The organism is Pseudomonas sp. S35 (genome assembly GCF_009866765.1).
GTDB lineage: Bacteria > Pseudomonadota > Gammaproteobacteria > Pseudomonadales > Pseudomonadaceae > Aquipseudomonas.
In genome coordinates this window covers 1,114,217-1,136,293 of sequence record NZ_CP019431.1, presented here as the reverse complement: position 1 = coordinate 1,136,293, position 22,077 = coordinate 1,114,217, and the positions used below count along the sequence as shown (strand labels likewise).

Here is a 22,077-nt window from a genome sequence, read left to right as displayed (position 1 = left end):
AAACGCCAACAGGCAGCACTGCAAAGTGCTGCCTGCGGGCAAAACATGGCGCAACCAACGATCTTATTCGCTGGAGAGCAGGTCCATGGTGTGTTTATCCATCATTTCCAATGCACGACCACCGCCACGCGCAACGCAGGTCAGCGGGTCTTCGGCGACGATCACCGGCAGACCGGTTTCCTGGGCCAGCAACTTGTCGAGGTCGCGCAGCAAGGCGCCACCGCCGGTCAGTACCAGGCCACGCTCGGCGATATCGGAAGCCAGCTCCGGCGGCGATTGCTCCAGGGCGCTTTTCACAGCCTGAACGATGGTGGCCAGGGACTCTTGCAGAGCTTCCAGCACTTCATTGGAGTTCAGGGTGAAGGCACGTGGAACGCCTTCGGCCAGGTTGCGACCGCGAACATCGACTTCGCGAACTTCGCCGCCCGGGTAAGCGGTACCGATTTCCTGCTTGATGCGCTCGGCGGTGGATTCGCCGATCAGGCTGCCGTAGTTACGACGTACATAAGTGATGATCGCTTCGTCGAAACGGTCGCCGCCTACGCGCACGGATTCGGCATACACCACACCGTTCAGGGAAATCAGGGCGATCTCGGTAGTACCACCACCGATATCCACCACCATCGAACCGCGAGCTTCTTCAACCGGCAGGCCGGCACCGATCGCAGCAGCCATTGGCTCTTCGATCAGGAACACTTCACGGGCACCGGCGCCGAGGGCCGATTCACGGATGGCACGACGCTCCACCTGGGTGGATTTGCATGGAACGCAGATCAGCACACGAGGGCTGGGCTGCAGGAAACTGTTTTCGTGAACCTTGTTGATGAAGTACTGCAGCATCTTCTCGCAGACACTGAAGTCGGCGATCACGCCGTCTTTCATCGGACGAATGGCAGCAATGTTGCCTGGTGTACGGCCGAGCATGCGCTTGGCCTCGGTGCCAACGGCAACGACACTTTTCTGATTACCGTGGGTCCGAATGGCCACAACCGATGGCTCATTCAGAACGATACCGCGCTCGCGCACGTAAATAAGGGTGTTGGCAGTGCCCAGGTCAATGGAAAGATCGCTGGAAAACATGCCACGCAGTTTCTTGAACATGGGGAAAGGACCCTAGGCAACGCGTGGGTAAAAAAGTGCGGCAAACTCTAACAACGACAGGGATTTTGGGCAAGGCGCCAATGTGCTAAATTGGCCGACTTTCTGTGCACCAACCCCCACAATCGCGGCCATATGACCGTAGAAATGCGGTAGTGTTCCGACAATCTAACACACGGACAGCCTCCGTTCTGTTTTCCACTGGAGATTCCCATGGCGCTTGAACGCTCCGACGTGGAAAAAATCGCGCATCTGGCCTCGCTTGGCCTCAATGACGCCGATCTTCCACAGACCACCGCAGCCCTGAACAGCATTCTCGGGCTGGTTGACCAAATGCAGGCCGTGAATACCGACGGCATCGAGCCTCTGGCGCACCCGCTGGAAGCCAGCCAGCGCCTGCGTGCAGACGTCGTGACCGAGCGCAATAATCGCGAGGCCTACCAGTCCATCGCACCAGCGGTCGAAAACGGCCTGTACCTGGTTCCGAAAGTCATCGACTAAAGGGAAAGAGCCTTTCATGCATCACATGACTCTGGCCGAGATCGCCCGCGGTCTCGCCGACAAAAAGTTTTCGTCCGAAGAGCTGACCAAGACCCTGCTGGCGCGTATCGCCGAGCTGGATCCCAAGGTCAACAGCTTCATCAGCCTCACCGAAGAGCTGGCCCTGAGCCAGGCCAAGGCCGCCGACGCACGTCGCGCCAACGGTGAAAACGGCGCACTGCTGGGCGCGCCAATCGCCCACAAAGACCTGTTCTGCACCCAGGGCGTACGCACCAGCTGCGGCTCGAAGATGCTCGACAACTTTAAAGCGCCCTACGACGCGACCGTAGTGTCCAAGCTGGCTGCCGCCGGGGCCGTGACCCTGGGCAAGACCAACATGGACGAATTCGCCATGGGCTCGGCCAACGAGTCGAGCTACTACGGCGCAGTGAAAAACCCGTGGAACCTCGAACACGTGCCGGGCGGTTCGTCCGGTGGTTCGGCTGCCGCGGTTGCCGCGCGCTTCCTGCCAGCCGCCACGGCCACCGACACCGGTGGTTCCATCCGCCAGCCTGCTGCGTTCACCAACCTCACCGGTTTGAAGCCGACTTACGGTCGCGTTTCCCGCTGGGGCATGATCGCCTACGCGTCCAGCCTCGATCAGGGCGGCCCCTTGGCCCGCACCGCTGAGGACTGCGCGATTTTGTTACAAGGCATGGCAGGATTCGATCCGCAGGACTCCACCAGCATCGACGAGCCCGTGCCAGACTACAGCGCCAGCCTGAACACCTCGCTCAAAGGCCTGCGCATCGGCGTGCCGAAGGAATACTTCAGCACCGGCCTCGACCCGCGCATCGCCGAATTGGTGCACAACAGCGTCAAGACGCTGGAAAGCCTGGGCGCCGTGATCAAGGAAGTCAGCCTGCCGAACAACCAGCACGCGATTCCTGCGTACTACGTGATCGCGCCAGCAGAAGCCTCCTCCAACCTGTCGCGTTTCGACGGCGTGCGTTTCGGCTATCGCTGCGAAAACCCGAAAGACCTCACCGACCTGTACAAACGCTCCCGTGGCGAAGGCTTCGGTGCCGAAGTACAACGCCGGATCATGGTCGGCGCCTACGCCCTGTCGGCCGGTTACTACGATGCTTACTACCTCAAGGCGCAGAAAATCCGTCGCCTGATCAAGAACGACTTCATGGCTGCCTTTGAAGAAGTCGATGTGATCCTCGGCCCAACCACGCCGAACCCGGCCTGGAAGATCGGCGCCAAGACCGGCGACCCGATCGCCGAGTACCTGGAAGACTTCTACACCATCACCGCCAACCTCGCGGGCTTGCCAGGCTTGTCCATGCCTGCCGGTTTCGTCGATGGCCTGCCGGTGGGCGTGCAACTGCTCGCGCCGTATTTCCAGGAAGGCCGCCTGCTCAATGTGGCGCACCAGTACCAGTTGAACACCGACTGGCACACTCGCACCCCTACCGGCTTCTGAGGAGAACACTATGCAATGGGAAGTTGTGATCGGGCTGGAGATTCATACCCAGCTCGCCACCCAATCGAAGATTTTCTCCGGTAGCGCCACCACGTTTGGCTCCGAGCCCAACACCCAGGCCAGCCTGGTCGACCTGGGCATGCCCGGCGTATTGCCGGTGCTGAACCAGGAAGCGGTGCGCATGGCGGTGATGTTCGGCCTGGCGATTGACGCCGAGATCGGCCAGCACAACGTGTTCGCGCGCAAGAACTACTTCTACCCGGACCTGCCCAAGGGCTACCAGATCAGCCAGATGGAATTGCCGATCGTCGGCAAGGGCTACCTGGACATCCCGCTGGAAGACGGCACCATCAAACGTGTCGGCGTGACCCGCGCCCACCTGGAAGAAGACGCAGGCAAGAGCCTGCATGAAGAGTTCAACGGCGCCACCGGTATCGACCTGAACCGCGCCGGCACGCCGCTGCTGGAGATCGTGTCCGAGCCGGACATGCGCAGCGCCAAGGAAGCCGTGGCCTACGTCAAGACCATCCACGCGCTGGTGCGCTACCTGGGCATCTGCGACGGCAACATGGCCGAAGGCTCGCTGCGTTGCGACTGCAACGTATCCGTGCGGCCAAAAGGCCAGACCGAATACGGCACCCGCTGCGAGATCAAGAACGTCAACTCGTTCCGCTTCATCGAGAAGGCGATCAACACCGAAGTGCGTCGCCAGATCGAACTGATCGAAGACGGCGGCAAGGTTATCCAGCAAACCCGCCTGTACGACCCGAACAAAGACGAAACCCGCGCCATGCGCAGCAAAGAGGAAGCCAACGACTACCGTTACTTCCCTGATCCAGACCTGCTGCCGGTGGTCATCGAAGACTCGTTCCTGGATGACATCCGCGCCACCCTGCCGGAATTGCCGCCGCAAAAACGCGAGCGTTTCCAGGAGCAGTTCGGCCTGTCGGTCTACGATGCCAGCGTATTGGCCTCCAGCCGCGAGCAAGCCGACTACTTCGAAAAAGTCGTGAGCATTGCCGGCGACGCCAAGCTGGCGGCCAACTGGGTGATGGTTGAGCTGGGCAGCCTGCTGAACAAGCAGGGCCTGGAAATCGACGAGGCACCGGTCACCGCCGAGCAACTGGGCGGCATGCTGCTGCGCATCAAGGACAACACCATCTCCGGCAAAATCGCCAAGACCGTGTTTGAAGCGATGGCTGCAGGCGAAGGCGGTGCTGACGAGATCATCGAGAAACGTGGTCTCAAGCAAGTCACCGACAGCGGCGCGATTTCGGCCGTACTCGATGAAATGCTGGCGGCCAACGCCGAGCAGGTCGAGCAGTACCGTGCGGCAGACGAAGCCAAGCGCGGCAAGATGTTCGGCTTCTTTGTCGGCCAGGCCATGAAAGCCTCCAAAGGCAAGGCCAACCCGCAACAGGTGAACGAATTGCTCAAAAGCAAGCTCGAAGGCTGACAGCGGTGAAGGGTCCAAGCCAGATTTCATGCTCGGCTCGGACCTCCTGTGGGAGGGGGCTTGCCCCCGATAGCGCAGTGTCAGTCACTCATGTTTTGACTGAATCACCGCTATCGGGGGCAAGCCCCCTCCCACATTTGATAATGGGGATACCTTGAATGACCCGTTTACTTGGCCTTTTAGCCCTGTTCTCCCTGTTGACCGGCTGCGCCAGCGGCCTCATCAATCCCAACGGCTACGACGAAACCGGCACCGCCTCCTATTACGGCTCCCGACACCACGGCAAAAAAACCGCCAGCGGTGAACCCTTCAACCAGCACGCCCTGACCGCCGCCCACCGGCAACTGCCGTTCGGCACCCGGGTCAAGGTCACCAATCTCGACAACGACAACTGGGTCGTGGTCCGCATCAATGATCGCGGCCCGCATACCAGTGGGCGCCTGATCGATCTTTCCCGCGAAGCCGCCGAGCAACTCGGCATGCTGCGCAGCGGTACTGCGCGGGTTCGCGTGCAGGCCATGAGCAACTAACCAGGAGGGCTCTGACCATTTTTGGATTATCCGCCCTGTCGCCCTGGAGCCTGCTCGAACTGGTCAGCGGCCTTGTGCTGCTGATCGTCGGCGCCGAAATTTTGGTGCGCGCGGCGGTGCGCCTCGCGGCCAGTCTCAAGGTACGGCCATTGATCATCGGCCTGACCATCGTGGCCTTCGGCAGCAGCGCGCCACAGATGACCGTCAGCCTGCAGGCGACCCTGGCCGGCAATACCGATATCGCCGTGGGCAGCGTGATCGGCAGCAGCATCTTCAACATCCTGGTGACCCTCGGCCTGTCCGCGTTGATCATTCCCCTGCGGGTCTCGCGCCAGTTGGTGCGCCTGGATATCCCGGTGATGATTCTCGCCGGCCTGTTGGTGTTTACCCTGGCGGCCAATGAAGAACTGACGCCGGTCGATGGCCTGCTGCTGCTGATTGCACTGATAGCCTATCTTGGCGTGCTGCACTACCAGACCCGCCATTCGCGCCGCCCACGTACGCTGGACACCGTGGCCCAGGCGCCCTGGCTGAGCAGCGTGTTGCTGATGCTCGGCGGCTTTCTGATCCTGGTGCTGGCCGGCCACCTGTTGCTCGGCGCGGCCGTGGACGTGGCCAGCGACCTGGGCCTGTCGGAACGCATCATCGGCCTGACGCTGATCGGTGTCGGCACCTCGCTGCCGTGCCTGGCCACCTCGCTGATTGCCGCCCTGCGCGGCGAGCGGGAAATTGCCGTGGGCAACGTGATCGGCAGCAACCTGTTCAACCTGTTGGGCGTATTGGGGCTCACGGCACTGTTGGCGCCATCGCCCTTGTCGGTGTCGCCCAACGCCCTGGATTTCGACCTGCCGGTAATGCTCGGCGTGGTGGTGTTGTGCCTGCCGGTGTTCTATACCGGTTACCGCGTGACACGCGCCGAGGGTCTGGTCTTCTTGGGGCTGTACCTGGCGTACGGGCTGCATGTGATGTCGTTCACTACCGGCATGCCCCTGGCCGCCAAGCTTGAACAATTGATGCTGCATTACGTCCTGCCAGCGCTGGTGGTGTTCCTGGTGTTCACCTCCCTGCGCGCCTGGCGCCGCCAACACAAGAGGGAATCGCAATGACCGATCAGAAAAAGCCCGGGGTTGAGATGCGTCGCCAGGTGATGGGCGATGTGTTCGTCGACCGCGCACTGGGCAATGCCACCGACTTCAGCCAGCCGCTGCAGGATTTCGTTAACGAACATGCGTGGGGCAGCGTATGGAACCGCGAAGGTTTGCCGCTGAAGACGCGCAGCCTGATCACCCTGGCGGCCCTGACTGCGCTCAAATGCCCGCAAGAACTCAAGGGCCACGTGCGCGGCGCGCTGAACAATGGCTGCACCGTGGAAGAGATCCGCGAGGCACTGCTGCATTGCGCGGTGTACGCCGGGGTGCCGGCGGCGATTGATGCGTTTCGTGCGGCGCAGGAAGTGATCGACAGCTACCAGAAAGAAGGCTAGATCCAGCCGCCCGCCTGCAACACGAAAATACCGATGTTCGTGGTCACCGCCGCCATCAAGGTGGTGATCACGATAATCGCCGCCGCCAGCTCATGATTGCCCTCGGCCGCCCTGGCCATCACAAAACTTGCAGCGGCGGTCGGTGCGCCGAAGTACAGGAACAGAATCCCCAACTCGGGCCCGCGAAAGCCCAGCAGCCAGGCGCCCAGCGTGGCGACGACCGGTAACCAGACCATCTTCATCAAGCTCGCGCTCAGCGCCATATTGCCGCTCTTGCGCAACGCCGCCAGGGACAACGTGCCGCCAATGCAGATCAACGCCAGCGGTAAGGTGGTGTCCGCCAGGTACTGCATGGACTTTTCCAACCAGCCGGGCAGGCCGATCTGAAAGTAGGCGAACGGCGCCGCCACGATCACGCTGATGATCAGCGGGTTGGCCACCACACTTTTGAAGACACTCCACGGGTCCGACTTGATCACCGGGCTGTACATCGCCAGCACAATGGTCGACAGCGTGTTGTAGAACAGGATCACCAGCGCTGCGAGGATCGCGCCGAGGGAGATACCGTAGTCGCCGTACATGCTGGCGGCCAGCGCCAGGCCGATCACTCCGTTATTGCCGCGAAACGCGCCTTGGGTGTAGATGCCCCGGTCTTCACGCTTGCAGCGAAAAATCGCCCAGCCCCAGGCCAGGGCAAAGCTTGCCAGCGTGGCGACGGCAAAATAGATCAGCAAACCCGGCTTGAGCGCCGAGTGCAAGTCGGCATGCAGGATGCCCAGAAACAGCAGCGCCGGCATGGTGACGTTGAACACCAGGGACGAAGCCGTGTGGATAAAGTTGTCGTTGATCCAGTTGATGCGCTTGAGCAGCACACCTAGGAACAGCATGGCGAATACCGGCGCGGTGATGGTGAGGGTGGTGAGGAAAATAGCCAGCATGCCGGGAGAACCTTGGTGAGCGTCGTTAGGTGGCTAATGATAAGCCACTACAACCCAGTTAGTCTGGTCCAGATCCCTGTAGTGAGCGGGCTTGCCCCGCGCTGGGTGGCGAAGCCGCCCCATCTCAGGCACTGAGTTCCCTCAGTTAGAGTTGAAAGTCCTGAGTTTAGGGCGGCTTCGCCACCCAGCGCGGGGCAAGCCCGCTCACCACAATCAGGTAATCGGCGCTGGGTTGAACAACGTGATGTCGTTATGCAACTTGTGATGCTCCGCCCACGTCTGCTTCTTGCCGCTGGCCACGTCCAGGTAGAAGTGGAACAACTCCCAGCCCAACTCCTCGATGCTCGCGCGCCCGGTGGCAATGCGCCCGGCGTCGATATCGATGAGGTCCGGCCAGCGCTGCGCCAGTTCCGTACGGGTCGAGACCTTCACCACCGGCGCCATCGCCAGCCCGTAAGGCGTGCCACGCCCGGTGGTGAACACATGCAGGTTCATCCCCGCCGCCAATTGCAGCGTGCCGCAGACAAAGTCACTGGCCGGTGTCGCGCAGAAGATCAGGCCCTTGCTCTTGAAGCGCTCGCCCGGGCCCAGCACGCCGTTGATCGCGCTGCTGCCGGACTTGACGATCGAGCCCAAGGACTTCTCGACGATATTCGACAACCCGCCCTTCTTGTTGCCCGGCGTGGTATTGGCGCTGCGGTCCGCTTCGCCCTTGGCCAGGTAACGGTCGTACCAGTCCATTTCCCTGACCAACTCCTCGGCCACTTCCTTCGTCTCTGCCCGAGATGTCAGCAAGTAAATGGCATCGCGTACTTCCGTGACTTCGGAAAACATCACCGTCGCCCCGGCCCGTAGCAACAAGTCCGAGGCGTAGCCCAGCGCGGGGTTGGCGGTGATGCCGGAAAACGCATCACTGCCGCCGCACTGCATGCCCAGGATCAACTCGGACGCCGGCACGGTTTCACGGCGGCGCTGGTCGAGTTTCTTCAAGCGGGTTTCGGCCAGTTCCATGATCTGCTCGATCATCTCGGTAAAGCCGTGGCTGGAATCCTGCAACCGGTACAACCACGGCTCGCTCAGGTCGACGGAGCTGTCGTTGTCGTGCATCACCTGCCCGGCCTGCAACTTCTCGCAGCCCAGGCTGATCACCAAGGCTTCGCCCCCCAGGTTTGGGTTGCGCGCCAGGTTGCGCACGGTGCGGATCGGGATGTAGGCATCCGTCGCGGTGATCGCCACCCCACAGCCGTAGCTGTGGGTCAGTGCCACCACGTCATCGACGTGGGGGTACTTGGGCAGCAATTCGTCCTTGATGCGCTTGACCGCATGGTCCAGCACCCCGGTCACGCACTGCACCGTGGTGGTGATGCCAAGGATGTTGCGCGTGCCGACAGTACCGTCAGCGTTGCGATAACCCTCGAACGTAAACCCCTCCAGCGGCGCCTGGGTTTGCGGCACGTCGGTGGACAGCGGCAAGCTGTCCAGCGGCGGCGCGGTAGGCATGCGCAGTTGATCTTCCTGGACCCAACTGCCGCGCGGAATCGGCGCCAAGGCATACCCAATGGTCTGGCCGTAGCGAATAATCTGACCGCCTTCGGGGATATCTTCCAGGGTCACTTTGTGGCTCTGGGGGATGAAATCCACGGTCACCAGGCCGTCCGGGAACTCGGTCCCGGCCGGTACGCCCTGGTCATTGACCACGATCACTACGTTGTCGCGCTCGTGCAAACGAATGGAGCGCGGCGAGTCGGCATGTTCAATCAACTGCATCACGGGGCCTCTCAGGAATGCGCTTCGGTTAGGTTGCTCAATGCTGGCCCTTGGGTTGGCGGCTCTTTGAGTACGACACGCTTGATCGGGCCGACGATGACCAGGTAGCTGAACACCGCTACCAGCGCATTCGCGCCGACGAACACCAGGGCCCATTTGAACGAGCCGGTGGTGCTGATGATGTAGCCGATCACGATAGGCGTGGTGATTGAAGCCAGGTTACCGAAGGTGTTGAACAAGCCGCCACTGAGGCCGGCGATTTGTTTCGGCGAGGTGTCGGACACCACCGCCCAACCCAGTGCGCCAACGCCTTTGCCGAAGAAGGCCAAAGCCATGAAGCCCACCACCATCCATTCAACATCGACGTAGTTGCACGCAATAATGCTGCTGGACACCAACAGACCCGCGATGATCGGCGCCTTGCGGGCGAAGGTCAGGGAATGGCCCTTGCGCAGCAGGTAGTCGGAGATCACGCCGCCGAGCACACCGCCGATAAACCCGCAGATCGCCGGCAACGAGGCAATGAAACCGGCCTTGAGGATGGTCATGCCGCGGTCCTGCACCAGGTACACCGGGAACCAGGTCAGGAAGAAGTAAGTGATGCCGTTGATGCAGTACTGGCCCAGGTACACGCCGAGCATCATGCGGTTGGTCAGCAGTTGACGGATGTAATCCCACTTCGGCCCGTCAGTTTTTTTACCTTTGCCTTTGTCCTGGTCCATATCGACCATCGCGCCATTGGCGGCGATGTGATTGAACTCGGCTTCGTTGATCATCGGATGCTGGCGCGGGCTGTGGATAACTTTCAGCCAGATCAGCGAGAACACGATGCCGATCACGCCCATCACGATGAACACGTGCTGCCAGCCGAAGCGGTAGACGATCCAGCCCATCAGCGGTGCGAACAGCACCGTGGCGAAGTATTGCGCCGAGTTGAAGATCGCCGAGGCCGTACCGCGTTCAGCCGTGGGGAACCACGCTGCCACAATCCGTGCGTTACCAGGGAAGGATGGTGCTTCGGCCAGGCCCACCATGAAGCGCAGCATAAACAGCGCAACCACGGCAGTGGAGACACCGAACTCACCGACATAGCCTTGCAGCACGGTGAACAGTGACCAGGTGAAGATGCTCAAGGCATAGACTTTTTTCGAGCCGAAACGGTCCAGCAGCCAGCCGCCGGGGATTTGCCCGGCCACGTAGGCCCAACCGAATGCAGAGAAGATGTAACCGAGGGTGACCGCGTCGATGCCGAGGTCTTTTTGCAGGCTGGAGCCTGCGATGGCGATGGTGGCCCGGTCGGCGTAGTTGATCGTGGTCACCAGGAACAGCATGAGCAGGATCAAATAGCGGACGTGGGTCGGCTTGGTCGCTTGCATGTAGATGTACTCCCACTAATTATTTTTTTTGCGGGTAATGGTTTTCTGTTTTTGTTGTGGGAACCGGCAGGCATCCGGCCCCCACTGGGTGATGCGTATTACGAACCGATGTAGCTGGTTTTCACCACGGTGTAGAACTCTTGTGCATAGCGACCTTGCTCCCGCGAGCCATAGGATGAGCCTTTACGGCCACCGAATGGAACGTGGTAATCCACACCTGCCGTCGGCAGGTTGACCATCACCATCCCAGCCTGGGAATGGCGTTTGAAGTGGTTGGCGTATTTCAACGACGTGGTGGCAATGCCCGCCGACAGACCGAACTCGGTGTCGTTGGCCATCGCCAGCGCCGCCTCGTAGTCCGCCACGCGAACCACGTTGGCCACTGGGCCGAAGATCTCCTCGCGGCTGATACGCATGGCGGCTTCGCTGTCGGCAAACAGCGTCGGCGCCAGGTAGTAGCCTTCGGTGTCACAGGTCACCAGACCGCCACCGCTGACCAGCCGCGCACCTTCGCTCTGGCCGATGTCGATGTATTTCAGGTCCTGGTCCAACTGCGCCTGGGAGACCACCGGGCCGATGTCGGTGCCGCTTTTCAGAGCGTGGCCGACTTTGATCGACTTCATACGCTCGGCCATCGCCGCGACGAACTGGTCGTGAATCCCGGCAGTAACGATCAAGCGGCTGGAGGCCGTGCAACGCTGGCCGGTGGAGTAGAACGCGCTCTGTACCGACAGTTCGACGGCCTGCTTGAGGTCGGCGTCATCAAGGATGATCTGCGGGTTCTTGCCGCCCATCTCCAACTGCACTTTGGCCTGGCGCGACACGCAGCTGACCGCGATCTGACGGCCCACGCCTACGGAACCGGTGAAGCTGATGCCGTCGACTTTCGGGCTGTTGACCAACACATCGCCGACCACACGACCGCTGCCCATCACCAGGTTGAACACACCGGCAGGGAAGCCGGCGCGGGAGATGATTTCTGCCAGCGCCCAGGCACAGCCCGGCACCAGTTCCGCCGGCTTGATCACTACGCAGTTGCCGTAGGCCAGGGCCGGGGCGATTTTCCACGCAGGAATGGCGATCGGGAAGTTCCACGGGGTGATCAGGCCGACCACACCGAGCGCTTCGCGGGTGACTTCCACGTTGACGCCTGGACGCACCGACGGCACGTAGTCGCCGGACAAGCGCAGGCATTCGCCGGCGAAGAACTTGAAGATGTTACCGGCGCGGGTCACTTCACCGATGGCTTCCGGCAGGGTCTTGCCCTCTTCCCGAGCCAGCAGGGTGCCGAGTTCTTCGCGGCGTGCGAGGATTTCACTGCCGACTTTATCCAATGCGTCGTGACGCGCCTGGATACCGGACGTCGACCAGGCCGGGAATGCGGCGCGGGCAGCGTCGATGGCGGCGTTGACTTGGGTGACGTCGGCCTTGGCATATTCACCAATGACGTCAGACAACTCCGAAGGATTGAGGTTGGTGCAGTAGTCGGCGCCGGTTACCCACTCGCCATTGATGTAGTTTTCAAAACGCTTTGCTTGGGACACGAATCTTCTCCTGACGCAAAAGGCCGCTGATTGCTCAGCGGCCTTGTTAATGGGTTATTGCGGGCCTTGCTTGTCGATCAGCGCGGCCAGGGCTTCGTATTCTTCCGGCAGCAGATCGGTCAGCGGCGTGCGCACAGGGCCTGCGTCATAGCCGGCGATTTTTGCACCGGCCTTGACGATGCTCACGGCATACCCGGCCTTGCGGTTACGGATATCCAGGTAAGGCAGGAAGAAGTTGTCGATGATCTTGGCGACGGTGGCGTGATCATCCTTGGCAATGGCGTGGTAGAAGTCCATCGCGGTTTTCGGGATGAAGTTGAACACCGCCGAGGAGTACACCGGCACGCCCAGGGCCTTGTAGGCAGCGGCGTAAACCTCTGCAGTCGGCAGGCCGCCGAGGTAGCTGAAACGGTCGCCCAGACGGCGGCGGATCGACACCATCAATTCGATGTCACCCAGGCCGTCCTTGTAGCCGATCAGGTTCGGGCAGCGCTCGGCCAGCCGTTCCAACAGCGGTGCGGTCAGGCGGCACACATTACGGTTGTAGACCACCACACCGATTTTTACCGATTTGCACACGGCTTCAACGTGGGCGGCAACGCCGTCCTGGCTGGCTTCGGTGAGGTAGTGCGGCAGCAGCAGCAGGCCTTTGGCGCCCAGGCGTTCGGCCTCTTGGGCGTATTCGATGGCTTGGCGCGTCGAACCGCCAACACCGGCGAGGATCGGCACGCTGGTGGCGCAAGTATCAACAGCGGTCTTTACCACTTGGGAATATTCGCTGGCCGCCAGGGAGAAAAACTCACCGGTGCCGCCTGCGGCGAACAACGCGGTGGCGCCGTAAGGAGCCAGCCATTCAAGGCGCTTGATATAGCCCGCTTGGTGGAAGTCACCCTGGGCGTTGAAATCGGTCACCGGGAAAGACAGCAGACCGTGGGAGAGGATGGACTTCAGCTCTTGTGGATTCATTATTCGAACACCCTGGGTAAAGACTTTCTGTCGAAAGATTGTTGTTGGTTTTGGTGATGTCGTACGTCATCGTACAACTATAAAAAGATTCGTCAACTGCAATTCATCGACTGCCGTCTTAAACGGTCATGAGGCGAGGGCTCTTGACGTAGGAAATTTATCCTCTATGCTCGTCATAACTGTATATACATACAGTTAACAAGGAAGATTCCTACGACATAGCAAGGAGCTAACATGTCAGGTCTTGAACTCGCAGCACCCCAAAAAAACCCACCAACCCTGCGCTTCGAAGGCGGCGAACACACGGCTATCGGTGACGACACCTTGTTGCGCTTCGCCAAGGACGCCCCGGCAATTCCCGCACGGCAAGTTGAGCTGCACCTGCCTAACGGGCTGGCACTGACCTATGGCCAAGTGATCGCCCTGGGCGGTGACTTCTATGGCATTGCGGGTCAGCCCATCAGCGATGGCGCCTCCCCTGCCGAGCGTGTGCAACGCTTCACTGCGGCCTTCAACTCACTGGCGGTACTGCCAGCGTCACGGGACGAAGCCGGCAAGATCCTTGCGGTGATGCAAAAGGAGATCGACGCGGTCAACCAGGCGATAAAAGACGGTAAACAACCCCATGAAGCCTATGACGCGCTGGGTGATACGTTGTCCGAGGAATGGAACCGCATCACCGGAGGTGGCAGCGCGGTGTCGGCACTGATTCCGCTGGGCCGTTACCTGAAGCTGGCGGCAGACAACGCCGACCACTTCGGCGAATGGGCACTGTTGGCCTACCTGGCGGGGCATACGGCAGCGTTGCAACAGGCCGTGGTCGCCCATCAAACCGGCACCGACCAGGCGCTCGAACTGGCGTATGCCATGAACAGCTTTGCTGATCACTTTTTGACCGATCTGTTTTCTGCCGGCCACTTGCGGGTGCCGCGCAAGCAACTGGCGGCAGTGGTCACACCGGGCGAGTTGGGCTCGCTGATCAGCCGTTTCATGCACGATGAGGACAGTAAATTCGGGCTCAAGGTGCGTAATGCAATGGGCGACGAGTGGCATGCCTATGGCGACAAACGCTATTTCGACAGCATCGACGCTGCCAATCGGGTACAGGTCAAACGCGCCGTTCAGGCATCCGCCGATGAGGTCTTCGAGACCTTCATCAGTGGCGTTGCGCCCTCACCGGCCAACTTCAAGGCGCCACTGTCTGTGCCGGACCTGAAGGCGACGCAAAATCCGGCGAATAACTTTTCGCCACTGTTCAAGATGGAGGATGGCAAGGTGCTGCGCCGCAAGGATGTGAATGACCTGAACGACAAGCACTGGACGGATGATTGGTGGGGTTGGAGTACGTATTTGTTGCTCAAGGACTACAAGCCGAATACCCCGGCTTAAGCGGTACCGCTTGTCGGTACTGTGATTTCTGACAGTTATGCACCGTTAACCAAGGGCGGATAACACACCTCAGGAGCTAATGCCTTAGCTCCTGAGGCGGAGCTGATTTTTGCTTCTTTTACTCACGCTGATGAGAAAGGTGCATCATGAAAACCACTGATGAAATTTTCGGCCTACTGGCCTCAAGTTTCGAAGCCAATCGGGATAAAAAAGATCAAGACTTTGATCCCTATATGCCTTTGGCTGAGCTGATTGCTGACAAGAACGAAAGGCTTCGCGTGATTGAAACGTCAGTGAAGGAGCTTCAGTTAACACTTCCTGACAAAGTGGCGGAGGAAACAACACTAGACTCGCTAGCTACCTATATCCAATCAAAACAACAGTCATAGAAAAACGCTCAACGGCAGACTGTGACGCTAAACACCGTGATCACCGAGTCACCTGCTGACATTCATCAGCCTGCCTTTTCAGCCTCTTCATGAGCATGGCGCAGCCGCTCGCGACTGTTGGTCAAATGCAAACGCATCGCCGCCCGCGCTGCGTCCGAATCCTGGCGGGCAATCGCCTCGTAAATCTCTTCGTGCTCGCGACTCAGGCGTCCCATGTAGTGCTGCTGGTCATCATGTGCCAGGCGCGCAGAATTCAGGCGCGTACGCGGAATGATGCTGGTGCCCAGGTGGGTCATGATATCGGTGAAGTAACGGTTGCCTGTGGACAGGGCGATTTCCAGGTGGAACGCGAAGTCGGATGCGACCGCATCGCCGGCGTGCGCCGCGCTTTCATTCAGGGCATCGAGTGCCGCACGCATGGCCGCCAGTTGTTCATCGCTGCGGCGCAGCGCGGCCAGGCCGGCGGATTCCACTTCCAGGCTGATACGCAACTCCAGGATCGCCAGCACGTCACGCAACGTGACCACGGTCGCCGGGTCGATACGAAAGCCGCTCGGGCTCGGCGTATCCAGCACAAAGGTGCCGATGCCGTGACGCGTTTCCACCTGCCCCGCCGCCTGCAAACGCGAGATGGCTTCGCGCACTACGGTGCGGCTGACGCCGTGGGCTTCCATGATTGCGGACTCGGTGGGCAGTTTATCGCCCCGTTTGAGTTCGCCGTCACGGATCTGCTCGGACAGCACCGTGACCAATTCCTGGGCAAGGCTGCGGCGCTTGCGGGGAAGACGAGGGGCGGTGCTGGCGTTTTCCATGTGGAGTCATCTATCTCGGTTGGGTAAAGAGGCATCATAGCCCATGGTGGTTGTACGATCACTGTTCAGTCGCGACTTTCACTTATATCCTGCGCGCAAAAAAATGCCTCGATACAGATCGAGGCATTTTTGCAGCACACCCGAAGGCGAACGCCGCTTATTTCACCACTTTCAGGCTAGGCCGGCCGCTTGGGCGCGGTGGCTCGGCATCCGGTGGTGGCAGATCATCACCGTCTTCGCTTTCGATCGATTCGTCTTCCTCGAAAGGCGACTCCAGATCAAACACCATGCCTTGGCCATTTTCCTGGGCATAAATCCCAAGCATGGCGCCAATTGGCACGTAGAGCGTGTGCGGTACACCGCCAAAACGCGCTTCGAAACTGACCGCCTCATTGTCCATGTGCAAGTGAAGCACTGCACTTGGCGATACATTCAGCACAATCTGTCCGTCACGGGCAAACCCCTGCGGTATCTGAACCGCAGGAAACTCGGAATTGACCAGCATGTGCGGGGTGCAATCGTTATCCACAATCCACTCATACAGCGCGCGGACCAGGTAAGGTCGACTGGAGTTCATCAACGGCTCCTTAAGCCTTAGCGCATATCGCGTTCGGCACCAGACAGACTCGCCTGGAAAGCCTCACGCGCAAACTGGCGCTCCATGTAATCAAGCAGCGGCTTGGCAGGCCGCGGCAGTTCAATGCCCATAATCGGCAAGCGCCAGAGTATGGGTAATAGGCAGCAATCCACCAGACTTTGTTCCTCACTGAGGAAAAAAGGTTTGTCTGCAAATAACGGCGAAACACCTGTCAGGCTTTCGCGAAGCTCCTTGCGCGCCACGACACGGGCCGCCTCTTTGCTACGCGAGTCCAGAATTACATCCACCAGGCCACACCAGTCGCGCTGGATCCGATGGATCAGCAGGCGACTGTTGGCACGCGCCACCGGATAAACCGGCAGCAAAGGCGGATGAGGGTAACGCTCATCCAGGTATTCCATCACCACGGTCGACTCCCACAACGCCAGGTCACGATCGACCAGGGTGGGCAAGCTGCCGTAAGGGTTCACTTCGATCAGTTTTGGCGGCTGACGGCCCGCCTCCACACTGATGATCTCGGCGCTGACACCCTTCTCTGCGAGCACGATACGTACTCGGTGGGAATAGTGGTCGGCGGGGTCGGAGTAACAGGCCAACCGATTGGTCACGCCCATGGCGGTCCTCCTCGCTTGTTGAAATTATCGAAAGCTCAAAAACGAGCGCGCCCAGCGAGCATCTCTGTAGCGGCGAGTATTACCCGACCGCTACGTGTTCAGAGATATCGCTGGGCGCGCAAGATTAACAGCAATTGCCTACGGTTGGATCAATGCACATCCTTCCAGTATTCGCGTTTGAGCAGATAGGCGAATACGAAGAAGAAGGCCAGGTACAACAGCACGTACGTACCGATGCGCTGGTGCTGCAGTTTAACCGGGTTGGCCGAGTAGGCCAGGAAGGTCACGAGGTTCTTGACCTTCTCGTCGAACTGCTCGTCAGTCAACGAACCGGGAGTTTCTATCTTCAGTTGATCGCACGCCTCATGGGTAAGCGGCGTACCGGTCAACGGATCGTATTGCTTCTTGCCGTTTTCAACGACCTGAACCTGCTTGCATCCTACCACTTGCTTGCCTTGCAGGCCGACCAGAACGTTAGGCATACCGACGTTCGGGAACACGCGGTTGTTCACGCGGTAAGGCCGCGCCGGGTCTTCGTAGAAAGACTTCAGGTAGCCATACAACCAATCGGTACCCCGAACACGCGCCACCAGGGTCAGGTCGGGCGGCGCGGCGCCGAACCAGGCCTTGGCGTCCGCCGGCTGCATGCCGATGTTCATGTGGTCGCCAATCTTGGCACCGGTGAACACCAGCTTGTCCAGCATCAGCTCATGGGGAATGCCCAGATCATCGGCAACCCGCTCATAACGCTGGAACTTGGCGCTGTGGCAGCCCATGCAGTAGTTGGCGAACGTACGCGCGCCGTCTTGCATGGCGGCCTTGTCCGACACGTCGATATCGACTTTTTCCAGTTCCGGGCCACCGTGCTCGGCAGCGAAGGACAGTAGCGGCAGGGCCGCAAGCATCAATGCAACGAATAATTTTTTCATCAGCCAGTCACCCTTTCCGGAACCGGTTTGGTCTTCTCGAGCCGGGTGTAGAACGGCATCAGAATGAAGTAGGCGAAGTACAGGAAGGTGCAGACCTGCGACAGCAGCGTACGCTCAGGAGTTGGCGCCAGTACGCCCAACACACCCAGGATCACGAACGAAATGCAGAACACCCACAGCCAGATCTTGCTCAGCCAGCCTTTATAGCGCATGGATTTGACCGGGCTTCGGTCGAGCCAAGGCAGCACGAACAGCACGGCGATGGCCGCGCCCATGGCAATCACGCCCATGAGCTTGTCGGGGATCGCCCGCAAGATTGCGTAGAACGGCGTGAAGTACCAGACCGGTGCAATGTGCTCGGGTGTCTTGAAGGCGTTGGCTTGTTCGAAGTTAGGCTTCTCCAGGAAATAACCGCCCATCTCCGGGAAAAAGAACACGATCGAGCAGAACACGAACAGGAACACGACTACGCCGACGATGTCCTTGACGGTGTAGTAAGGGTGGAACGGAATGCCATCCAGCGGGATGCCGTTCTCGTCCTTGTGCTTCTTGATGTCCACACCGTCGGGGTTGTTGGAACCCACTTCGTGCAGCGCCAGGATGTGCAGTACCACAAGGCCCAGGATCACGATGGGCAAGGCCACTACGTGCAAGGCAAAGAAGCGGTTCAGGGTGATGCCGGAGATCAGGTAGTCACCGCGAATCCACTGGGTCAGGTCGTTGCCGATGACCGGGATAGCACCGAACAGCGAGATGATCACCTGGGCGCCCCAGTACGACATCTGGCCCCACGGCAGCAGGTAGCCCATGAAGGCCTCGGCCATCAACGCCAGGTAGATCAGCATGCCAAACACCCACACCAGCTCGCGGGGCTTTTGATACGAGCCGTAGAGCAGGCCGCGGAACATGTGCAGATAGACGACGATGAAGAACATCGAGGCGCCCACCGCATGCAGCAATCGAAGGATTGCACCGTGGTTGACGTCACGCATGATGCCTTCAACGGAAGCGAACGCCTCTTCGGCCGAAGGGGTGTAGCTCATCGTCAGCCAAACGCCGGTGACGATCTGGTTGACCAGCACCAGAAGTGCCAGGGAGCCGAAGAAGTAGAAGAAGTTGAAGTTTTTCGGCGCGTAATACTTGCTGAGATGGTCTTCCCACATTTTAGTGGCGGGGAAGCGCGCATCCACCCAATCCATGAACTTGCTCATCACGCGTTCTCCTTATCGAGGCCAATGACAATGAGGTCGTCAGTTTCGTAAGTATGCGGAGGCACGGGCAGGTTCAGGGGAGCAGGTTGGGACTTGTAGACACGGCCGGCAAGGTCGTAGTGAGAGCCGTGGCATGGGCAGAAGTAGCCGCCGACCCAGTCCTTGCCCAAGTCGACGGGCGCGACCTCCGGGCGGAAGGTAGGCGAGCAACCCAAGTGGGTACACAGGCCAACCAGCAGCAGAATCTCTGGCTTGATGGAACGCACTTCGTTTTGGGCGTAGGCGGGTTGGTCGGAATTCTTGGATTGAGGGTCAGACAACTGGCCTTCGATCTTTTTCAGATTCCCCAGGATTTCCTCGGTACGACGAACGATGAAGACTGGCTGGCCGCGCCATTCAGCAATCATCTGCTGGCCTGGCTCGATCTTGCTGACATTCACCTTCACCGGTGCACCTGCGGCTTTCGCCTTGGCACTGGGAAACCATGACCCCACGAACGGGACCGCAGCCCCCACCGCTCCTGCAGCACCCACCACGGATGTGGCTGCTACCAAGAAGCGACGCCGGCCTGCATTCACGCCGTCATTGCTCATTCAGTCCTCTCCCATCAGCTTTTTGGCCTGTTAAATCAGGCGTCTACTAAGTGTTGAATCTTTACTTATAAAAATTTTGTCGGATGGTAATGAAAAGCCCCACGTATGACAAGGGAATTGCCCAGGGCTTAGCCTCCAGGCCTTGTAGTATAGGGGGTCTACGGATGTGGCAAGTTGTCACGGTAAAAAATGTGGATAAATCGCAGGCAATAAAAAACGCCCAGCTCCGTGAGGAGGCTGGGCGTTTTTGTGGAACGTAAAGCGAATTAACGCTTCGAGTACTGCGGACGCTTACGCGCTTTACGCAGACCGACTTTCTTACGTTCAACTTCACGGGCATCGCGAGTTACGAAGCCAGCTTTGCGCAGAGCGCCACGCAGGGTTTCGTCGTACTGCATCAGAGCGCGAGTGATACCGTGGCGGATTGCGCCAGCTTGACCACTTACACCGCCACCGATAACGGTGACGTAGATGTCGAACTTCTCAACGGTCTCGGTCAGTTCCAGCGGCTGACGAACTACCATGCGGGCAGTTTCGCGACCGAAGAAGTTTTCCAGAGTGCGGTTGTTGATCGAGATGTTACCAGTGCCCGGACGCAGGAAAACGCGTGCGGTTGCGGTTTTGCGACGGCCAGTGCCGTAATTTTGAGTCGCCGACATAATGAACTATTCCGTTAAAACTTCAGTTCTTGGGGCTGCTGAGCAGCATGAGGGTGTACAGCGCCCGCATAGACTTTCAGCTTGCGAAACATATCGCGACCCAGTGGGCCCTTAGGCAGCATACCTTTGACCGCGATTTCGATCGGGGCTTCAGGCTTCTTGGAGATCAGGCCTTCGAAGTTCGAAGACTTGATACCGCCTGGGAAACCGGAGTGACGGTAGTACATTTTGTCTTGCGCTTTGTTGCCGGTAACACGTACCTGCTCAGCGTTGATGATCACGATGTAGTCACCGGTATCAACGTGAGGGGTGTACTCAGGCTTGTGCTTGCCACGCAGACGGCTGGCGACTTCAGTGGCCAGACGACCCAGGGTCTGACCAGCGGCGTCGACGACAAACCAGTCGCGCTGAACTGTTTCCGGTTTTGCAGTAAAAGTTGTCATTCTTTAATAGCCTCAGGGGCCGCCCTGTAAATTAGACGGCGGATCTTACTGAATAGTGCGTACTTTGACAAGTCAAAGGCAGCCGGATACAGACGCTATCGGGGGCTCGGGTCGGCGCGTCCGTTCAACGGCAAGATTCTTCGGCAGGCGGCGCATCACTTCCACTGCAGAAAGAGGTGGGCAATTATGCAGATTGCGAAAAAAATTTCAACCTGCTTTTATGATTGTTTTCCCTGAAGGAGTACCCGATGGATTATCGACAGCTGGGCCGTACGGATCTGAACGTGAGCGCGATAGCCTTGGGCACCATGACCTGGGGCGAGCAGAACAGCGAGGCAGAGGCCTTCGCGCAGATCGAGCGGGCCAAGGCCGCGGGGATCAACTTCCTCGATACCGCAGAAATGTACCCGGTGCCGCCCAAGGCCGACACCTATGCCACCACCGAACGCTACATCGGTAATTACTTCAAAAGCCGTGGCGACCGCGCCGACTGGATCCTCGCCAGCAAGATCGCCGGCCCCGGCAACACCATCGATTACATCCGCGATGGCCACCTGCGCCACAACCGCAAGCACATCGTCGACGCCCTGGACGCCAGCCTCAAGCGCCTGCAGACCGACTGGATCGACCTTTACCAACTGCACTGGCCAGAGCGCAGCACCAACTTCTTCGGCCAACTGAGCTACAAGCACAAGGACGAAGACGACCTCACCCCGCTGGAGGAAACCCTCGAAGCGCTGGACGAACAGGTGAAAGCCGGCAAGATCCGCCACATCGGCCTGTCCAACGAAACCCCGTGGGGCACCATGAAGTTCCTCGCCCTGGCCGAAGCCCGTGGCTGGACCCGTGCGGTGTCGATCCAGAACCCCTACAACCTGCTCAACCGCAGCTTTGAAGTGGGCCTGGCGGAAATCGCGATTCGTGAACAGTGCGGCCTGCTGGCCTACTCGCCCCTGGCGTTTGGCATGCTCAGTGGAAAATACGAGAACGGTGCACGCCCGGCCAAGGCGCGACTGACGGAATACAGCCGTTTCAGCCGCTACTTCAACCCACAGTCGCAAGCAGCGTGCAGCCGCTATGTCGCACTCGCACGAGAACACGGCCTGGACCCGGCGCAGATGGCGTTGGCGTTTGTGACACAACAACCGTTTGTGACCAGCAATATCATCGGTGCCACTTCGCTTGCGCAACTGGACAGTAACATTGCCAGTGCTGAGCTTAAGCTGTCGAAAGAGGTGCTGGAGGGGATTGAGGCGATTCAGAAGGATCATCCGAACCCTGCGCCTTGATTGATCTGTAGACGGCTATCGCAG

At 59.4% G+C, this 22,077-nt stretch carries 23 protein-coding genes; 9 read left to right on the top strand and 14 right to left on the bottom strand.

All coding sequences use genetic code 11. The annotated features are described in order from the left end of the window. Positions 1–63: 63 nt before the first annotated feature. Positions 64–1,101 (bottom strand): rod shape-determining protein MreB, encoded by a 1,038-nt coding sequence (gene mreB / locus PspS35_RS05055; RefSeq protein WP_002555108.1) that lies wholly within the window; start codon positions 1,099–1,101, stop codon positions 64–66. 210 nt (positions 1,102–1,311) lie between these two features. Here mreB and gatC point away from each other — a divergent pair, with 210 nt between their 5' ends. From gatC to PspS35_RS05025, 6 genes are all read left to right on the top strand, one after another. Next, positions 1,312–1,599, top strand: coding sequence for an Asp-tRNA(Asn)/Glu-tRNA(Gln) amidotransferase subunit GatC (gene gatC, locus PspS35_RS05050; RefSeq protein ID WP_003188556.1), 288 nt, complete (start codon positions 1,312–1,314; stop codon positions 1,597–1,599). 16 nt (positions 1,600–1,615) lie between these two features. Then, complete coding sequence (gene gatA, locus PspS35_RS05045; protein ID WP_159933009.1) at positions 1,616–3,067, top strand: Asp-tRNA(Asn)/Glu-tRNA(Gln) amidotransferase subunit GatA; 1,452 nt, start codon at positions 1,616–1,618, stop codon at positions 3,065–3,067. A gap of 10 nt (positions 3,068–3,077) precedes the next feature. Then, on the top strand, positions 3,078–4,523 hold the full coding sequence (gene gatB / locus PspS35_RS05040) for an Asp-tRNA(Asn)/Glu-tRNA(Gln) amidotransferase subunit GatB (RefSeq protein ID WP_159933008.1): 1,446 nt from the start codon (positions 3,078–3,080) through the stop codon (positions 4,521–4,523). Between the two features lie 158 nt (positions 4,524–4,681). After that, a complete protein-coding gene (locus PspS35_RS05035; protein ID WP_159933007.1) occupies positions 4,682–5,053 on the top strand; it encodes a septal ring lytic transglycosylase RlpA family protein in 372 nt (123 codons plus the stop codon). Between the two features lie 59 nt (positions 5,054–5,112). Next, positions 5,113–6,159, top strand: coding sequence for a calcium/sodium antiporter (locus PspS35_RS05030; RefSeq protein ID WP_159937982.1), 1,047 nt, complete (start codon positions 5,113–5,115; stop codon positions 6,157–6,159). Beyond that, positions 6,156–6,536: a carboxymuconolactone decarboxylase family protein gene (locus PspS35_RS05025; RefSeq protein ID WP_159933006.1), complete on the top strand. Its 381-nt coding sequence runs from the start codon at positions 6,156–6,158 to the stop codon at positions 6,534–6,536. The genes PspS35_RS05030 and PspS35_RS05025 overlap by 4 nt, the downstream gene beginning before the upstream one ends. Here the strand turns inward: PspS35_RS05025 and PspS35_RS05020 are convergent. The 5 genes from PspS35_RS05020 to kdgD form a co-directional block, all read right to left on the bottom strand. Continuing rightward, entirely contained in the window at positions 6,533–7,474 is a 942-nt protein-coding gene (locus PspS35_RS05020) for an AEC family transporter (protein WP_159933005.1), read from the bottom strand. The two genes, PspS35_RS05025 and PspS35_RS05020, sit on opposite strands and share 4 nt — an antisense overlap. A 213-nt stretch (positions 7,475–7,687) precedes the next feature. Further along, entirely contained in the window at positions 7,688–9,241 is a 1,554-nt protein-coding gene (gene garD / locus PspS35_RS05015; RefSeq protein WP_159933004.1) for a galactarate dehydratase, read from the bottom strand. Positions 9,242–9,252: 11 nt separating this feature from the next. Continuing rightward, a complete protein-coding gene (locus tag PspS35_RS05010; RefSeq protein ID WP_159933003.1) occupies positions 9,253–10,617 on the bottom strand; it encodes an MFS transporter in 1,365 nt (454 codons plus the stop codon). Between the two features lie 98 nt (positions 10,618–10,715). After that, positions 10,716–12,161, bottom strand: coding sequence for an aldehyde dehydrogenase family protein (locus tag PspS35_RS05005; RefSeq protein ID WP_122309626.1), 1,446 nt, complete (start codon positions 12,159–12,161; stop codon positions 10,716–10,718). A gap of 54 nt (positions 12,162–12,215) precedes the next feature. After that, complete coding sequence (kdgD, locus tag PspS35_RS05000; RefSeq protein WP_106578655.1) at positions 12,216–13,127, bottom strand: 5-dehydro-4-deoxyglucarate dehydratase; 912 nt, start codon at positions 13,125–13,127, stop codon at positions 12,216–12,218. Between the two features lie 234 nt (positions 13,128–13,361). Here kdgD and PspS35_RS04995 point away from each other — a divergent pair, with 234 nt between their 5' ends. Together PspS35_RS04995 and PspS35_RS04990 are read left to right on the top strand one after the other, a co-directional pair. Further along, positions 13,362–14,516, top strand: a complete 1,155-nt coding sequence (locus PspS35_RS04995; protein WP_159933002.1) for a phospholipase — start codon at positions 13,362–13,364, stop codon at positions 14,514–14,516. Positions 14,517–14,662: 146 nt separating this feature from the next. Beyond that, positions 14,663–14,905, top strand: a complete 243-nt coding sequence (locus PspS35_RS04990) for a hypothetical protein (protein WP_159933001.1) — start codon at positions 14,663–14,665, stop codon at positions 14,903–14,905. 65 nt (positions 14,906–14,970) lie between these two features. On the opposite strand, the gene PspS35_RS04985 is transcribed toward PspS35_RS04990, so the two are convergent. The 8 genes from PspS35_RS04985 to rplM form a co-directional block, all read right to left on the bottom strand. After that, positions 14,971–15,717: a FadR/GntR family transcriptional regulator gene (locus tag PspS35_RS04985; protein ID WP_159933000.1), complete on the bottom strand. Its 747-nt coding sequence runs from the start codon at positions 15,715–15,717 to the stop codon at positions 14,971–14,973. Positions 15,718–15,874: 157 nt separating this feature from the next. After that, positions 15,875–16,294 carry a ClpXP protease specificity-enhancing factor gene (locus tag PspS35_RS04980; RefSeq protein ID WP_159932999.1) on the bottom strand — a complete coding sequence of 140 codons (420 nt, stop codon included), beginning with the start codon at positions 16,292–16,294 and terminating at the stop codon, positions 15,875–15,877. Between the two features lie 17 nt (positions 16,295–16,311). Further along, positions 16,312–16,929, bottom strand: a complete 618-nt coding sequence (locus tag PspS35_RS04975) for a glutathione S-transferase N-terminal domain-containing protein (protein WP_159932998.1) — start codon at positions 16,927–16,929, stop codon at positions 16,312–16,314. A gap of 149 nt (positions 16,930–17,078) precedes the next feature. After that, positions 17,079–17,858 carry a cytochrome c1 gene (locus PspS35_RS04970; RefSeq protein WP_159932997.1) on the bottom strand — a complete coding sequence of 260 codons (780 nt, stop codon included), beginning with the start codon at positions 17,856–17,858 and terminating at the stop codon, positions 17,079–17,081. After that, the gene (locus PspS35_RS04965) at positions 17,858–19,069 is read right to left on the bottom strand and encodes a cytochrome bc complex cytochrome b subunit (protein ID WP_032886244.1); all 1,212 of its coding nucleotides are present in this window, start codon (positions 19,067–19,069) and stop codon (positions 17,858–17,860) included. The genes PspS35_RS04970 and PspS35_RS04965 overlap by 1 nt, the downstream gene beginning before the upstream one ends. Beyond that, positions 19,069–19,662: a ubiquinol-cytochrome c reductase iron-sulfur subunit gene (gene petA, locus PspS35_RS04960; protein WP_159932996.1), complete on the bottom strand. Its 594-nt coding sequence runs from the start codon at positions 19,660–19,662 to the stop codon at positions 19,069–19,071. The genes PspS35_RS04965 and petA overlap by 1 nt, the downstream gene beginning before the upstream one ends. A 266-nt stretch (positions 19,663–19,928) precedes the next feature. Beyond that, positions 19,929–20,321, bottom strand: coding sequence for a 30S ribosomal protein S9 (rpsI, locus tag PspS35_RS04955; protein WP_003216038.1), 393 nt, complete (start codon positions 20,319–20,321; stop codon positions 19,929–19,931). A gap of 14 nt (positions 20,322–20,335) precedes the next feature. After that, positions 20,336–20,764 carry a 50S ribosomal protein L13 gene (gene rplM / locus PspS35_RS04950; protein WP_003171742.1) on the bottom strand — a complete coding sequence of 143 codons (429 nt, stop codon included), beginning with the start codon at positions 20,762–20,764 and terminating at the stop codon, positions 20,336–20,338. Between the two features lie 248 nt (positions 20,765–21,012). On the opposite strand from rplM, the gene PspS35_RS04945 reads away from it, so the two are divergent. Beyond that, entirely contained in the window at positions 21,013–22,053 is a 1,041-nt protein-coding gene (locus PspS35_RS04945; protein WP_159932995.1) for an NADP(H)-dependent aldo-keto reductase, read from the top strand. Positions 22,054–22,077 lie beyond the last annotated feature (24 nt).

Excerpts from the sequence above, each read along its gene's own strand:
- gatB (WP_159933008.1), top strand. The coding sequence starts at position 3,078 with ATGCAATGGGAAGTTGTGATCGGGCTGGAGATTCATACCCAGCTCGCC.
- PspS35_RS04975 (WP_159932998.1), bottom strand. The coding sequence starts at position 16,929 with ATGGGCGTGACCAATCGGTTGGCCTGTTACTCCGACCCCGCCGACCAC.
- PspS35_RS04945 (WP_159932995.1), top strand. The coding sequence starts at position 21,013 with ATGGATTATCGACAGCTGGGCCGTACGGATCTGAACGTGAGCGCGATA.
- gatC (WP_003188556.1), top strand. The coding sequence starts at position 1,312 with ATGGCGCTTGAACGCTCCGACGTGGAAAAAATCGCGCATCTGGCCTCG.
- garD (WP_159933004.1), bottom strand. The coding sequence starts at position 9,241 with ATGCAGTTGATTGAACATGCCGACTCGCCGCGCTCCATTCGTTTGCAC.
- rplM (WP_003171742.1), bottom strand. The coding sequence starts at position 20,764 with ATGACAACTTTTACTGCAAAACCGGAAACAGTTCAGCGCGACTGGTTT.
- PspS35_RS04985 (WP_159933000.1), bottom strand. The coding sequence starts at position 15,717 with ATGGAAAACGCCAGCACCGCCCCTCGTCTTCCCCGCAAGCGCCGCAGC.
- PspS35_RS05010 (WP_159933003.1), bottom strand. The coding sequence starts at position 10,617 with ATGCAAGCGACCAAGCCGACCCACGTCCGCTATTTGATCCTGCTCATG.
- mreB (WP_002555108.1), bottom strand. The coding sequence starts at position 1,101 with ATGTTCAAGAAACTGCGTGGCATGTTTTCCAGCGATCTTTCCATTGAC.
- petA (WP_159932996.1), bottom strand. The coding sequence starts at position 19,662 with ATGAGCAATGACGGCGTGAATGCAGGCCGGCGTCGCTTCTTGGTAGCA.
- PspS35_RS04980 (WP_159932999.1), bottom strand. The coding sequence starts at position 16,294 with ATGAACTCCAGTCGACCTTACCTGGTCCGCGCGCTGTATGAGTGGATT.
- PspS35_RS05020 (WP_159933005.1), bottom strand. The coding sequence starts at position 7,474 with ATGCTGGCTATTTTCCTCACCACCCTCACCATCACCGCGCCGGTATTC.
- rpsI (WP_003216038.1), bottom strand. The coding sequence starts at position 20,321 with ATGTCGGCGACTCAAAATTACGGCACTGGCCGTCGCAAAACCGCAACC.
- PspS35_RS04990 (WP_159933001.1), top strand. The coding sequence starts at position 14,663 with ATGAAAACCACTGATGAAATTTTCGGCCTACTGGCCTCAAGTTTCGAA.
- PspS35_RS05035 (WP_159933007.1), top strand. The coding sequence starts at position 4,682 with ATGACCCGTTTACTTGGCCTTTTAGCCCTGTTCTCCCTGTTGACCGGC.
- PspS35_RS04965 (WP_032886244.1), bottom strand. The coding sequence starts at position 19,069 with ATGAGCAAGTTCATGGATTGGGTGGATGCGCGCTTCCCCGCCACTAAA.
- PspS35_RS05025 (WP_159933006.1), top strand. The coding sequence starts at position 6,156 with ATGACCGATCAGAAAAAGCCCGGGGTTGAGATGCGTCGCCAGGTGATG.
- PspS35_RS04995 (WP_159933002.1), top strand. The coding sequence starts at position 13,362 with ATGTCAGGTCTTGAACTCGCAGCACCCCAAAAAAACCCACCAACCCTG.
- PspS35_RS04970 (WP_159932997.1), bottom strand. The coding sequence starts at position 17,858 with ATGAAAAAATTATTCGTTGCATTGATGCTTGCGGCCCTGCCGCTACTG.
- kdgD (WP_106578655.1), bottom strand. The coding sequence starts at position 13,127 with ATGAATCCACAAGAGCTGAAGTCCATCCTCTCCCACGGTCTGCTGTCT.
- gatA (WP_159933009.1), top strand. The coding sequence starts at position 1,616 with ATGCATCACATGACTCTGGCCGAGATCGCCCGCGGTCTCGCCGACAAA.